Annotated in this window: 9 protein-coding genes and 3 pseudogenes; 2 read left to right on the top strand and 10 right to left on the bottom strand. The window is 56.3% G+C overall.

Features of this window, described 5'->3' with window-relative positions:
• Positions 1 to 70: 70 nt before the first annotated feature.
• Positions 71 to 301: pseudogene (locus FOY56_RS22915) on the bottom strand (IS3 family transposase); the annotation flags it as partial.
• Between the two features lie 1,358 nt (positions 302 to 1,659).
• Here FOY56_RS22915 and FOY56_RS22910 point away from each other — a divergent pair.
• Together FOY56_RS22910 and FOY56_RS22905 are read left to right on the top strand one after the other, a co-directional pair.
• Positions 1,660 to 2,344 (top strand): annotated as a pseudogene (locus tag FOY56_RS22910) (IS3 family transposase); the annotation flags it as partial.
• Positions 2,345 to 2,992: 648 nt separating this feature from the next.
• Positions 2,993 to 5,200 carry a choice-of-anchor Q domain-containing protein gene (locus tag FOY56_RS22905; RefSeq protein ID WP_146348482.1) on the top strand — a complete coding sequence of 736 codons (2,208 nt, stop codon included), beginning with the start codon at positions 2,993 to 2,995 and terminating at the stop codon, positions 5,198 to 5,200.
• Between the two features lie 131 nt (positions 5,201 to 5,331).
• Here FOY56_RS22905 and FOY56_RS22900 read toward each other — a convergent pair whose 3' ends face one another.
• The 9 genes and pseudogenes from FOY56_RS22900 to FOY56_RS22865 all read right to left on the bottom strand — a co-directional run.
• Positions 5,332 to 5,967 (bottom strand): NUDIX hydrolase, encoded by a 636-nt coding sequence (locus tag FOY56_RS22900; RefSeq protein ID WP_222435028.1) that lies wholly within the window; start codon positions 5,965 to 5,967, stop codon positions 5,332 to 5,334.
• A 179-nt stretch (positions 5,968 to 6,146) separates the two neighbouring features.
• The gene (locus tag FOY56_RS23730; protein WP_186766452.1) at positions 6,147 to 6,296 is read right to left on the bottom strand and encodes a hypothetical protein; all 150 of its coding nucleotides are present in this window, start codon (positions 6,294 to 6,296) and stop codon (positions 6,147 to 6,149) included.
• A gap of 66 nt (positions 6,297 to 6,362) precedes the next feature.
• Positions 6,363 to 7,739, bottom strand: coding sequence for a dipeptidase (locus FOY56_RS22895; RefSeq protein WP_146348480.1), 1,377 nt, complete (start codon positions 7,737 to 7,739; stop codon positions 6,363 to 6,365).
• Between the two features lie 244 nt (positions 7,740 to 7,983).
• Complete coding sequence (locus FOY56_RS22890) at positions 7,984 to 9,234, bottom strand: aminotransferase-like domain-containing protein (protein WP_146348479.1); 1,251 nt, start codon at positions 9,232 to 9,234, stop codon at positions 7,984 to 7,986.
• 20 nt (positions 9,235 to 9,254) lie between these two features.
• Entirely contained in the window at positions 9,255 to 10,664 is a 1,410-nt protein-coding gene (locus tag FOY56_RS22885; protein WP_146348478.1) for an FAD-binding oxidoreductase, read from the bottom strand.
• A gap of 108 nt (positions 10,665 to 10,772) precedes the next feature.
• A complete protein-coding gene (locus tag FOY56_RS22880; protein ID WP_146348477.1) occupies positions 10,773 to 11,846 on the bottom strand; it encodes a malate/lactate/ureidoglycolate dehydrogenase in 1,074 nt (357 codons plus the stop codon).
• A 42-nt stretch (positions 11,847 to 11,888) separates the two neighbouring features.
• Positions 11,889 to 12,308: a hypothetical protein gene (locus FOY56_RS22875; protein WP_146348476.1), complete on the bottom strand. Its 420-nt coding sequence runs from the start codon at positions 12,306 to 12,308 to the stop codon at positions 11,889 to 11,891.
• Between the two features lie 12 nt (positions 12,309 to 12,320).
• Positions 12,321 to 13,925, bottom strand: coding sequence for a GMC family oxidoreductase (locus FOY56_RS22870; protein ID WP_146348475.1), 1,605 nt, complete (start codon positions 13,923 to 13,925; stop codon positions 12,321 to 12,323).
• A gap of 127 nt (positions 13,926 to 14,052) precedes the next feature.
• Positions 14,053 to 14,714, bottom strand: a pseudogene (locus FOY56_RS22865) (ABC transporter permease subunit); the annotation flags it as partial.

The raw sequence follows: 14,714 nt of genomic DNA, 5'->3' as shown, positions 1-14,714 counted from the left end.
CATAAACCACAACGCATAACTAACGGTGGGTCAAATCTCGGTGAAAATACCGGGTCAGTTCTCAGTGACATTCAACAGTCACCTTGTATTTCTTTGACCTTTCAACCCGTATGCCATTCTCGCGCATTAACCGACCGACACGACGATGCCCGACGCTCAGGCCAAGTTCCTTTAGCTCTTCGGTCATCCGTGGGCGACCATAACTGCCCAGACTGAGACGGGATTGTTCCTTGATGTGTCCCAGGACAACCATGTCGGTCCGCTGCCTTTGACTGGCAGGTCGGCTGCGATAGACGCTTATCTAGTCAAGGAACGGCTTATCACCAATCAACCATCCACCCGCTTGAAACGAGAGCCCAAAAGGCCAACATGCAGCAAAGCCCCCCTTTCACCGATCAAAAGCCAAAACGCGGTAATGAAAACAGCTGAACAGGGTGGGTGATTTGAATCGGCATGCTGCTTGCCTTACTGAAAGCCTGTGCCGGATGTCTCAACGTCAGACGTAGTCGTCACCTCCCGAACTTCGTCAGTAAATCAAGGGTTCGCCTCAGGCGACATTTTTCCCGTACCGAGCGAAAACCGCGCAGCGATTGCACACACCCTCATTGTGCATAAATGCCCGCGCCCGCTCACCAACATGGCCGCAACGGCAACATGTCAGCAGGGAGTCATCGTGTAGCTGTTGATCAATGAGGTCGATGCTGTCGTGAAAGCTGTGAAAACCGGTTCGAATGCTGCCCAACTTGGCTTTGATATCCGAAATCTGAACTGTGCCGGGTGCCAAATCAGCATCTCGGACAACACCCCTCATCTCAACCAAGCACTTCCTGATGATAGCATACCACCGCCGGCCCGTGGCAGGCACCAGGCTTGCTGTGTGATCACTGACGAGATCTGGAAACTCAGTTGCGACATCCAGATCTCGAATCCGGGGTGCGTCTTTAGCATAGCACCAACTGCACAATCGTCTGATTGGCATCGTGTGCTGAGCATAGGCGGCATTGCCGCACTTTTCACATAGTCTGCTACAATCACTACAGATCCGGCCCATGCAATCTAAAACGTCCTGAGGCGTGTCCGCGGCCGTAGAAATGACGAGATTGCCCCCTGCCCGCTTCAGAAAGATGATCGTAGGCATCGGTCGCTGCTCGGCAGCCAGTTTGGTTTTCAACCGCTCCAGGCGATTAGCAACATGATCCGACCAATACCGGCTCTTAGAGAGGCCAACTTCGACGGAGTCTGCAGTGTTTTCCCAATTGATGATTGACCTCGGAATATTTGATACAAACCCTCATAATCACTACATAAACGGTCAAGCAAAATTCGTGCCCGTACATTGCTTTCCAAATTGGGCGGAACTGTTGCGCCCATCAGGTTGGCTGGGGCACGTATGGACTGAAGGTTCTTGATCAACAAAAAATACAGCCAAACTTGGTTTACAGGCCGAGAGAATTGTTGGAACCGAAGGCCAATCTGCCATGTCTCTCCGTTGACGCCGCTTGAGGGATCGCAGCGCTTGCGGCTTGTTCGCACCGAGCGTTGATGCTCACCGCAGAGCTCATTTTCCAAGATGTTTTGAGCCTCCCCCACTGAACTGGTCCACTGCTATGTTTAGGAAACGGAGGACCGAGAATGGCAAACAAGATGTAGCGAAGCGGACTGAAGCCCGAAGAGATTGCCTCGAAGTTACGGCAGGTTGAAGTTCTGATGGGTCAAGGAATGTCCCGCCTCGATGCGATCCGCCAGATCGGCGTTGTTGAACAGACCTATTACCGCTGGCGCAAGCAATATGGTGGAATGGGTTAGATCAATTGAAGGAACTGAAGCGGCTGCAGAAAGAAAACGAGCAACTGAGGAGAGCTGTCTCCGATCTGACATTGGATAAAGTGATCCTGAAGGAAGCTGCTCGGGGAAACTTCTAAGCCCCGTTCGTCGTCGCGCTTGTATCGATCACGTCCGAAGCCAGTTCAAGGTGTCAGAACGCAGGGCCTGTCGGGTTCTTGGGCAGCATCGCTCCACACAAAGGCATATCCCGAAAGGCCGTGCAGATGAGGATCGCTTGGTTGCCGACATGATCGAGCTGGCCAGACAGTTTGGCCGCTACGGCTATCGTCGGGTCGCAGCTTTACTCAGAGAGGCGGGTTGGTCGGTCAGTGATGGCCGTGTCGAACGGCTGTGGCGACGAGAGCGGCTGAAGGTTCCTGCAAAACAACCGAGGAAAGGGCGGCTCTGGCTGAATGACAGATCATGTGTTCGGCTGAGGCCTGAGTATCGGAACCACGTCTGGAGTTACGACGTCGTGCATTGTCGAACAGATGACGGAAAGGCCTTCCGGACGCTGAACTGACCCTCCCCCACTGAAGTGGTCCGTCCCCATAGTCAGTAAACGGAGGATCAAGCTATCACGATGGGTTTATCTGGTGAATCTTAGGGGAACAATTTGTGCAAAAAACCGCCCTGGCTGTAACGACCTGACTACCAATCAGGTTCGCAATATGCATCATCGTTTACACAGATAATCGCGAAGAATGGAAGCGGCAAGAAATTTGGAGGTTATGCTCGCGGAACGCGTACCTTTTTCGATAATGGCTGCTGTTGCAACAGGCTGTGGTGTTCAGGGCGGCTTAGCCAAATGTTGGCCAGCGCTTTGCGTCAGTCATTCACTATGCCTTCTAAGTATCTGTAAATATATCTACTTTTAGATGAAAAAGTGCTTCACGCTGCTTGCTTCGACCGGATGGGTTTTCACATGCCCTTATCCATCCTGGAGCACCATCACATCCTTGGCGCGAATCGCGATGACGCCTTGCATCGTATTCCGGGGATATGCGTATTGACCAATTGCGACTTCCTGTGATTATTGTACTTAATTGCAACGTGGGAACACCCCCAATTCTGCGATTTCTTGCACGCCAGTCTTTTGGACGGGCCTATTTCGAGAACGTCTCACTTGCGGATAGTGAAACTTCGCGATGCTAATTGGAGAATTAAAGTGCCCAACAACAATTTCGCCACGACACTCAATCAGACGCTTGCGCCGGAAACCCTGTCATCTGATCTGGCTGAACTTGTGGTGAGGGGGGGGGGCGAATTCCTCGTCAACGAGGAGACCAATGGCTATCAAAGCAACCCTGAGATTGCGGTTCTTGCCAACGGCCAGTTTGTGGTGACTTGGACGTCCGAAGATGGCGTGGACGATCAGTATGGTTCTGGCATTAAGGCGCGGATCTTCAATGCTGATGGGACACCCGTACCGGACCCCACCGTTGTCACAACGACCGATGATATCGTAGATGACGCCGACGGTGAAACCTCGCTGCGCGAGGCACTGGCCTTTGCCAATTCAGATGCCGATGCCAGCACCATCACATTTGATGCGTCCCTCGCGGGGCAAACGATCACGTTGGACGGGAGCGAGCTTGTTCTGAGCAGCGATGTAACAATTGACGGGGATATCGACGGCGACGATGTTGCCGACATCACCATCTCGGGCAACGATGCGTCGCGCGTAATCCTGGTTGAAAGCGGCGTGTCGACATTGGACGCGCTAAAGATCACCGACGGCAGTGCAGATTCAGGCAGCAGCGCGGATGGCGATGTTGGGGGCGGCATTTCAATCAGTGCCGGCTCGGTAGTTACCCTAACCAACAGTATGGTTAACGGAAATTATGCCCAGGACGGCGGCGGCGGTGTGTACGTTGCCAGCGGTGCGACGGCCAATGTGATCAACAGCACGATCAGCGGCAACTACGGGGGGTACGAAGGGGTCGGCGGTGGGATTCTCAATATCGGTGACCTGACGCTCAGCAACAGCACGCTCAGCAACAATTCAACGCATTCCGGCGGCGGAATATGGAACAGCGGCACCGCGACGCTGACCAATGCAACGATTGCAGGAAACGTTGCGGAAACCGCGCTCTATGTGCCCAGCGAAGGCGGAGGACTGCATAACATTGGGACCGCGACGCTGACCAACACCACGATCAGTGGCAACGAAGCCAAAGGTGGCAACGGCGGGGGATTGGCAAATTGGGGAACGATTGCACTGACGAACAGCACGGTCAGCGGTAACTATGCGCAGTACTTCGCCGGGTTCGGATACTACAGTGACGGTGAGGGCGCAGGTATATGGAACGGTGGCACCGCGACGCTTGCCAACAGCATTGTACTGGGCAACCTAAGCGATGACGAAAACTATGTGGTCTCGAACGAGATCGTCGGTGCCATCACATCCACGAATTCGCTCACAGCCACGGGCGGCGAGACAGCGGCGGACGTGTTTGCGGCGCTGGATGCCTCCGGTGGCGGGCTGCTGGCTGATAATGGCGGCCCTGTTCAGACAATTGCGCTGAGTGCCGATCCCACAAACCCGGCACTGGATAGCGGTGACGATACGGCAGCCCCTGCAACGGATGCCACAGGTCAGGCGCGCTTCGATGTCCCGGGCCTGTCCAACAACGGCGACAACATCTGCGACCTTGGGGCGTTTGAACTTGTGCTCGTGACGGTGTTCACAGGCGACGGTGACGCAAATGAAATCTTCGGAACCGAGTTTTCGGACGCCATTTACGGCAATGACGGTTTTGACAACCTTTACGGTCAGGGCGGCAACGACTTCATTCATGGTGGCGACGGCAACGACCAGGTGTTTGGCGGAGACGGCGCGGATATCCTGAGAGGCGGAAACGCTGCGGACCACATCGAGGGCGGTGCTCAGAATGACACGCTTCGCGGCGGCCCGGGCAACGATGGTCTATACGGCGGAGATGACAACGACCTGCTGCTTGGCGGGGTGCAAAACGACCGGCTCTTTGGCGACGCGGCCGAAGACAGCCTGCGTGGCGGTGCTGGCGAAGACAGGCTTGTAGGCGGCCTTGGGGCCGACAGACTATTTGGCGGGGCAGATGCGGACACATTCGTCTACCTCTCAGCGGACGATAGCCCTCATGGGCCAGACGCCGACCGGATATCCGATTTCACTTTGAGTGAGGATTTGATCGGAATGCGACACGTCATCCCCGGGGCGTTTGATTTTGTCGCGACAGCGCCCTTTTCCGGAATCGGGCCCGAGATCCGCATCGTTGAGACGCCCAATGGACACACAAGGATATTCGCGGATGTTGATGGCGATGCCTCAGCCGATATGCGTGTGGTTGTGATCGGGGTGACCGGTTTGACGGAAAGTGACTTCATCCTCTGATCGCTAAGCCAAGTGGTTATGGTTGTTGACCCTGAGGGGCCGGCCATGACCAGCTCGACAAACCGAGCCCCTGAATGCTCGGAACTTGCTCTCAGGGGCGCGACGCAATTGCATGGACGTTCGATGCGCGATTACTTCCAAGCAAAGGTCGGTTGGTCAAAATGCGAGACCCGGGTTGTCGTGCCGCGCAGCGCAATCTCTCGAAACTGAAACAAAATGGCGGCCGTGGGGGCATACATGTAATGCCCCAATGTCGGAAAGTAGGCTGACAGGACCGGGTGTTCGCTGTTTTCGCTTTCCTCAAGCCTGGGAATGTCCGGGCTGTCGAGCTCACGAAGAGGCAAGTGGAAAACCTGCGCAACCTCTGACGGGTCAGGACTCAAGTCCACTGCACCAGCGGCCCACATGACGATCGGTGAAACTCGAAACCCGGATCGGGTCGGAAACTGGTCAAGTCGACCCAGAATATCATCTGCGCCCAAGTCGAGGCCCAACTCCTCTTGCAGTTCCCTAAGGGCGGCATCAGTTTCGCGTTCACCCGCATCCAGACGACCACCTGGCAAGGCGTACTGACCGCCGTGGCGGTTCAGCTTGGGCGGCCTCAACGTCATCAACACGCAGGCTTCACCAGTCTCCTTGTGCTCGGTAACCACGATTGCGACAGCGGCATCTCGCAATCCGGGTTGCTCGACATTCTGGGCGGAAAAGCTTCCAAGATTGCTGCGAAAGCGGGATCGCAGATCTGGGCTGAATACGTAGGGTTGCAATGGATGATCCAATCTGAAGCCTTGTTGGCCGGAAGATACCGACTCCTCCCATTTGGGGCTGTTCGAGGCAAGAGCGGTAGTCGGCAGATCAGCGACACCAAAACCGTGTGCCATGCCACCAGAAATGCACTGAAAACTGGAAGTTGTTAATCTCTGCCTGCGTCACCTGACGCCTGCCATCAAGCGCCGAGAAATGCGTAGATTATCGAAACAGTTGCAAAAAGGATTGCGGCGAACATGAGATAGCCGTTTCCCTTGGCAAAATAGGCGATGCCGAACACCCCGGCCATCAGCATACCAAGCAGAACAAACAAGACGTCTTCTTTCATGTAGTCACCTATTGGCTGATCTGGCGGATGGCGTTGTGCCTGGATTTCATCGGCCCGACACGTTCATCAGCTGCTTACACCGCCCAGCCGTTCCATCAGCCGTGCGTATGCGGTTTGCCCCAAACGGAAGGTTGGCAAACGGAAGAATTCGTCGGGGGCATGCTGGTTTTCATCCGCGTGGCCAAAGGCGAACATCACGCCATGCAACCCGAGTTGATCCAGAAGTGTCGACATGACCGGTATCGAGCCTCCGACCCGGGTTTTGTATGGCTCTTTGCCATAAACCTCTTCCAGAACCTGACCAGCAATGGCAGTGGCATTGTGGCCCGCTGGCATAAGGAAAGGATCGGCACGACCAGGGTTTTTTGAGACCTCAGCGGTTACGCTTGGCGGGCAGTGTGCATCGACATGGGCAGCGATAAGGTCGAAAATCCGTTCGGGGTTTTGGTTCGCGACCAACCGGCACGTGATCTTGGCCGAGGCAACCGACGGTAACACGGTCTTGGTGCCTTCGCCCTGCCATCCGCTGGACAGTCCATTTATTTCGAAAGTCGGGCGCGCCGAGAGGTTCTCGCGGGTAGAATAGCCGGGCTCACCGTGCGTGGCTGGAGCCCCGGTCTCGGCAAGGTACGCTGCTTCATCCCACGGGACGCGTGCAATGGCATCGCGATCTTCCTTAGTCAGTTCGACGATATCGTCATAGAAACCGGCGATGGTTATGCGTCCGTCTGGCGCCTTCATACTGGCAAGCAGATGGGCAAGCGCCTGACCTGGGTTTGCCACCCCGCCGCCGTGCATCCCTGAATGCAGGTCAGACCGTGCGCCGGTCACTTTGATCTCAAGCGAAGTGAGACCTTTCAGTCCAAGAACAATCTGCGGTGTCTCTGTGTCCCATTGGCTTCCGTCGGCGGAAAAGACCATGTCTGCCTGCAGCCGGTCGAGGTTTTTCTCGATGAAAGGCGGCAGGTCAGGCGAGCCAATCTCTTCCTGCCCCTCGAAGAAGAAGCGCACGTTGACGGGCAACCGCCCGGTTTCTGCAAGAAGGGCTTCTGCGGCCAAGATCGGGACAAGCATCGCGCCCTTGTCGTCAGTCGCGCCACGCCCGTAAATCCGATCACCGCGGATTGTCGGCTCGAACGGCGGCGAGGTCCAGAGTTCGAAAGGTTCTGCCGGTTGCACATCGAAATGGCCGTAGATCAGAATCGTAGGCACATCTGGCCCAGCGTGTAACCAGTCGGCACAAACCACCGGATGGCCGGCGGTTTCGTACATCTTGGCGTTTTCTATCCCGGCCGCAGTTAGACGGTCGATCACCCATTGTCCCGCCACCCGAACGTCGTTCGCGTTCTCAGGCTTGGCCGAAACGGACGGAATGCGGATGAAACTGCATAGCTCTTCTATGAAGCGCGACTGATGCGTATCCAGGTAATCTGCCCAAGTCATTGTCACACCCCACTACAATCCCAGTTCAATCTGACCCGCCCTTGGGCAAGCTGCAAGTCTCGTTCTTCTGCATAGTTTGGCCCGGGGCGTTTTGTGCCGCCAGCCGCCTGCTTCTTTTGTACGCCGCAAAAAATGGGCGCGTGAATCACAGGTCTCTAAGGGATCACACCGGGGCATGAAGAATATCAAAGACCGGTCGCGATGCTGACCTCGTGTTTCAACGAGCCGAAGATACCGGTTTTTCTCAGGATTGTTCGATGTTTGAAATACGCTCAGGCACGCCAAACTCGCGGTGGCAAATCTCGGCAAGGCGGGCGATCCCGCCGCGAATTTCAGACTCTTCCGGGTTGCCGAAACACAGTCGCATCCGGCGGCGATTGTTGGAGCCATCGACCGTCCACTCTGCGCCGGGATTGATCGCAATGCCTTCTTTCAGCGCCGCCACTTCAAGACGTTTGGTGTCTACGCCTTCCGGCAATGTAACCCAGATGAAAATGCCGCCCAAGGGTGCCGTGAATTCTGCGGCGGTGCCAAAGTGTTCCTCAAGCGCTTGGATCGTCATGTCACACTTGGACTTGAGACGGGCGCGCAGGCGGGCGATGTGATCGGGAAACTGATCCTTGCAGAATTCAGCCAAGACCATCTGATCCAGAGCCCCTGTACCGGCATCGGTTTTCAGCGGAAGTATCTGCGCCAAAACGGGCCAGTCGGCCATGATGAAACCGATGCGCAAAGCAGGGGCGACGGATTTGGAAAAAGAACCACAATAGATCACCCGGTTCGACCGCCCTTCCGCAACGGCGGCCTCTGCGTCCAAGGCGCGGATCGTGGGCGGACGGATGCCAGACCAAACCAGATCGGCATAACAATCATCTTCGAAAATCAGGCAGTTGTATCTTGCTGCAAGATCCAGCAGGTGGCGGCGGCGCTTTACGGGCATTACGCCGCCTGTTGGATTCTGAACTGTCGGAATTGTGTAGATGAACTTGACGGGCTGGCCCGCATTCTTCTGACTTTCCAATAGCTCTGCCAGATGGGACATGTCGATCCCGTCATCATCCAGGCGCACACCCAGATAGGGCACGCCAAGCTTTGCCAGCCGAGTAAGCGCGCCGCCATATGTGGCTTCCTCGGCGATCACCATGTCGTCTGGACCAACCAACAACTGGTTGACCAGATCCAATGCTTGCAGGGACCCCGAGGTGATCAGAATTTCATCTGCGCTATCATGCGTGTCTGCGGACTCAGCCATCCAACTGGCAATGAACTCTCGCAGCGGACGATAACCTTGCGGGCCGCTGTTCAGCCCATAGGTTGCAAGTGACTTCCCTTCACGCGCAATGACACGGGCAGCGGCCGCAGTAAGTGCTTCAACGGGGATACTGGCCGCATCGTTATGGCCTCCAACGAAGTTGTAGGTTGGGAAGGCTTTGAACCGAGCCGACGCAGGCGCTGGCAGTTTAGGGCGAAACAAGGCTGAGATTTCAAATGACATGGCAACGGTTCCCTTGGAAATTAACCTAAATGATTGGCTTGCGAGCTAAAAACGCGGCCCGGATTGAGGATGTTTTTGGGATCCATCGCCTGCTTAAGCGTGCGCATCAATGCAAGTTCGGTCGCACTCCGACTCTGTCGCAGATAGGCGCGTTTCAACGTTCCGATCCCGTGTTCAGCCGAGATTGAACCACCCACCTCACCGACCCATTCATAAACGATATCTTGTATCTGATCCCTGGGCTGTGGCCTATCGCCAGTGGCTTTTGCCACCAGGTGCAAATTCCCATCAGCCAGATGCCCCCCGATAAACAGGCGCACCTCGCCCAAGGCGGATTGCAAGCGGGTCAACAAAACCTCTTCGATGGTTTTCATGTCAGCAATGGACAGGCTGATATCGAACCCGACGGCGGGCTGCTGTTTGCCCATGGCATATGCCATGCCGTCGCGTACGTCCCAGAATGCGTCAATTTCTGCAGTGGATCGGGACAGAACAGCGTCGACGATCATATCCTTTTCAAGCGCCTCGCCCAGGCAGGTCTCGAATTTCTCAGAGTCATTGACGACATCAGAGCCCATCATTTCGATCAGCACGTAAAACGCGTGGCCCAGAGGAACAGGGGCTTTCACACCGGCCACGTCTGCCAGAATGGCTTCATAGGTCTTGGCCCAGATCACCTCGAATGCACTGAGGTCAGATCCCAGAGCCGAACGCATATGCGTCATAAGATCTAACACCGCGTCAAAGGTGTCAGCCGCGCAAAACGCAACCACCTGCGTTTTGGGTTTGGGAAACAGCCTTAACGTTGCACGGGTGATCAGGCCCAAGGTGCCCTCGCTGCCGATAAACAACTGTTTCAGGTCATAGCCGGTGTTGTTCTTGATGTGCCGGTTCAGACTGTTGACGATTGTGCCATCGGCCAGAACCGCCTCGATCCCCAGCGTCAGGTCGCGGGTCATGCCATAGCGGATTACCCTGTTGCCTCCGGCATTCGTGGCAAGATTTCCGCCGATGCTGCACGATCCACGCGCGCCTAAATCAAGCGGATAAACCAGATCATGAGCATCGGCTGCCTCCTGCACAACTTGCAGCGGCGTGCCTGCCTGAACGGTTATCTTGCCTGCCTTTGTGTCTATTTCCTCGATCTTGTTCATGCGCTCCAGCGAGATCACGATTTCGCCGTGTTCAGGTCGGGCACCGGCAACCAACCCAGTCAAGCCGCCCTGTACGACAACAGGTTGCGAGGCTTCGTGGCAAAACGCAATAATCTGCGAGACCTGCGATGTTGAGGCGGGGCGCAGGACGGCTTCTGGCCGGACGTCCCCCGTTCCACGCGGATCTGTGTGATAGCCCGCGTGAACATCCTGACCGGTTAACAGGCCCTTTTCGCCAAGGATGTCCCGCAATTTATCAAGAAAGTCAGTCTGCATGTCGCTGCGTTGCTTTCCGTTTCCAGATGGTCACACCTTCGCCATCTACCTTCAGGTTGGCAAGTGACTGCGAGAGCATGCAGAGACCAAGATCAAGTTGAACGCCCCTTAAAGGTCGCCAGCAAGTGCTTCGACTTCCGCTGGCGGAACCCCTGCGTTTTGTGCGGCCTCTTTCAACTGAGCTCGCGTTCCGGCATCCAGAAAAATGCCATTCGCCCTGCGGTCCAGTTCACTGCGGCGTTCCGGATCACCGGGCAATTGCACAGCATCAAAACCCGGCGCATGGGGCGATGCTTTTACCCAATCGGTGTATTTGTCCACATCGATGCCAAAAGCCTCAGCCGCGCCAAACACGTCTGGATCGATCAGGATCGCCATCATGTTGTTGGTGATGTTCGCGTCAACTTCCCGCTCGGGCGAATAGGCACCACCGCCACTGAACGATCCGCCCAGTATATCGCCCAGCAGAGCCAGCCCAAAACCCTTGTGCGCTCCGAATGTCGTCAACGAACCACCGGCCTCGTTGAACATGACAGACGGATCGGTGGTCGGATTGCCCTGCGCATCGATGACCGACCCCTCGGGCACTTGTTTACCGCTAAGGTCGGCAACACGTGCTTTGCCCATCGCGATAGTGCTAGTCGCCATGTCCAGCAGGAACATTGGGTGCTTTTGGGTCGCAGGTATCGCGGTGCAATATGGGTTCGTTACAAATCGCGCATCGCTTCCGCCGAAAGGGGCCACAATGGGGCGAGATGACTGCACATTGGCGTAAATGATACAAATGAACCCCGCCTCAGCCGCCATCGCGCCCCAGTCTCCCAAACGCCCCAAGTGAAAGCTGTTGCGCAGTGAAAGGACGGCGAAATGGCTGACTTTCGCCCGCTCAATCGCGATGTCCATGGCTTGCTCGGCGACGATGTGGCCGAAGCCCTGCTGTCCGTCCACAAGCACGAACGGCCCTTTGTCCTGGACGATCATGGCATTTGCGTCCGGGACCAACTGCCCGGCCAATATCCCCTCGACATAAGCGGGTATCATCCCGACGCCGTGGCTGTCGTGCCCTGTCAAATTGGCGTTGACCAACCGCACTGCCACCTTGTTGGCTGCAGCCGGGTTCCCGCTGGCATGGCCAAGGATAGATGTTGCCAGAGACGTCAGGTGTTCAGCAGATAGTTTCACGTGATCAAGACTTTCGTTCGGGTGTGCCAATTGACGCCACGGTTAAGGTAACGTGCGATAAATTTCGCCGCGTTGTCGGACGGGTTCAAGCAGTGCGAAATCGTTGGGCTCTTGCGTGTACCCTTTGGGAAATGGTGGGCGGACCTCAATGTTCAGGGCGCGCATGACCCTTGCGTCGCGATAATAGCACTGGGCCGTGAGGGTCTGGATCATGTCCGCCTCCGCCGGAAAACCCTGTCTGAACGCGGTCGCTTTTGCTGCATTTACAGGCATTTCGCCTGAAAGGGATGCCAGTGCCAGCGCAAGCCTGTCCCGCAAATGAGCACCGCTTGTCACAATATCATTCAATATCTCGGGATCATCCGCACCTGGTTGATTGAATGTCTCGGACGCAGGAATAATCTGCGCCACAAGCGCTGCGAGCGTTGATTGCTCATCGTTTGTGAAGGCCTGGCCGGTCATAAGATCATTCCTTTAGTCAAACAGATTGGCCAGACGTTGCTTCATCTGATCCGCAATATACAGCGCCAGAGCCTGCAATGTGCTGGTCGGGTTCGCGGCGCCGCTGGTGACAAATATACTCCCGTCTACGATGAAAAGATTGCGGACATCGTGGGAACGACCCCATTCATTCACAACAGATCTTGCGGGATCAGTGCCCATCCGGGCTGTGCCCAGCAAGTGCCAGCCCGCAAGCGTGATGGGTGCTGTCGTCATGACTTGTTTGGCACCCGCGACCTCCATCACTTCGGTTCCCCGAGCTATTGCGTGCGTCATCATCAGTTTGCTATTCTCGCTCAACGTATAGGAAATGCGTGGCGCGGGGATGCCGTCGCTGTCGGTCAGGGTCGGGTCCAGCGTGACGCGATTATGCTCTTCGGGAAGATCTTCGCAGATCGCAAACAGGCTGGTCACCCGGTCTTGAAGTGTGCGAAAGGCAGCATGATGGCCCGCACCCCAAGGGATATGCCCCCAGTCCATACCCGCCAAAGCCGTGCCAACAGGCCCCGTCCCGCGTGAGGTTTCAAACGTATAGCCTCGCACAAATCCGCGCGTCGGGTCGGTCTCGTAAAACTGCTGGCTCAGGATGCTCTTGTGCGGACCGTTGTGACCATCGAGAGGTTCGTCAAAGATCCCCTGAATGCTGGCATAGGGATGGAACATCAGATTCTTGCCGACCAGCCCGCTGCTGTTGGCCAGCCCATCGGGAAAGCGTTTGGATGTCGAGTTCAGCAGCAAGCGTGGCGTGCCGACACCGTTGGTTGCCATGACGACAACATGCGCGGGCTGGAATTGCTCTGTCCCGTTCTCATCGAAATAGACCACCCCTGTGGCCATGCCCGCGTCATCCACCTGGATCTCACGCACGCGGCAGTGGGTGCGCAATTCTACCCCCTTGCGCAAGGCTTTTGGCCAATATGTTAGGTCCACTGACCCTTTCGCACCCTGCGCGCAGCCGCTGATGCAGGCCCCCAGATTGATGCATTTGGCGCGCCCCTCGTAATCTTCGGTCGCAATGGCAAGATCGCAGGGCCACCAATGCCAGCCACGCGCATTGAAAGCCTCGGCAAGTTTGCGACCGGAACGACCCATGGGGGCTGCTGGCATCGGTGGAGTCTTTCCAGCTGGATAAGCCGGATCGCCTGCAAGCCCCGAAACGCCCATCATGCTGTCGTTTTCAACAAAGAACGGTTCAAGGGTTTCATAATCAACCGGCCAGTCCTCAGCGACACCATCAAGCGTGCGTACGCGAAAATCAGACGGGTGCAGCCGTGGAAAATGTGCTGCGTAAAGAACGGTTCCACCGCCTACACCGTTGAAATTCGTGACCTTGATCGGAGAAGAGTCATCATTGATCGGGTAGTCTTCGGGCAAGCCGCGCTGGTTGGGGCTTAACGCGAAATCGCCCATGCGCCGGGTTTCCCAGTCTCGTCCTGTCGTTGGAAAAGTGCGCTGATCCGGTATGCCACCTTGCTCAAGACACAGGATACGCATGCGCGTGTCGGCAAGGCTCCAAGCCACGGCCGCGCCCGACGCACCAGCACCAATGATCAAGACATCAACCGGATCGTGCGCCATAGATCGTTCCGTCCCTTCGATGCGTTCCATGCATTGTGACAATGAGCGAGTGACCCTGTCAAAGCATTAGGGACCAAATTTTCGCCGTCAAAATTACCGGCTGCTGGGAAATCAGGTCCCGCCGAGGGACCCCGATGAGGATGATGCCCATCAACACGATGTCGGCCAGGGTGAACTTGGACGCGACCATGATCATCATGCCGGCCCCTTCCGACGCGGCAACCAGTTCGGCTGCCACAACTGTGCCCCAACAAACCCCCATCGCAACACGAGCGCCGGTAAAGATTTCAGGCAGCGAGTTTGGAACGATCACATAGCGCATGATCTGCCACTTGCTGGCCCCCAGCGAATAAGCCGCATGCACCTTGGTAATATTCATGCCCAAAACGCCGGGCCGTGCCGCAATCGCCATGATCCACAAGGCAGCCAGGAACAGCAGAATGATCTTGCCGGTCTCGCCAATGCCGAACCAGATGATGATCAGAGGGATCAGCGCCAGGGGCGGCACCGGGCGCATGAATTCGACAATCGGGTCGAACCAGCCGCGGAACCAGCCGTTCAGCCCCATCGCATATCTTAAAGGAATGCCCACAATCGCGTGGGCCAGGAAGCCCGCGATGACCCGGAACAGTGAATACCCCAGATGCACCGCCAGCGTGCTGCCACGATAGCCTTCGGTGCCGATCTCGACCTTTCGGGACACAACCCCTTACGGTGGCGGAAGATAGACCGGGTCCATTTGCAGCCCGCCGGGCGGCGAAAAGCTGATCGCGCCTTTGTCGGTCAGCG

The sequence above is a fragment of the Falsiphaeobacter marinintestinus genome, assembly GCF_007923355.1.
GTDB lineage: Bacteria > Pseudomonadota > Alphaproteobacteria > Rhodobacterales > Rhodobacteraceae > Phaeobacter_A > Phaeobacter_A marinintestinus.
Note: the sequence above shows the minus strand (reverse complement) of the source record. Positions and strands in the feature narration are given on the sequence as shown.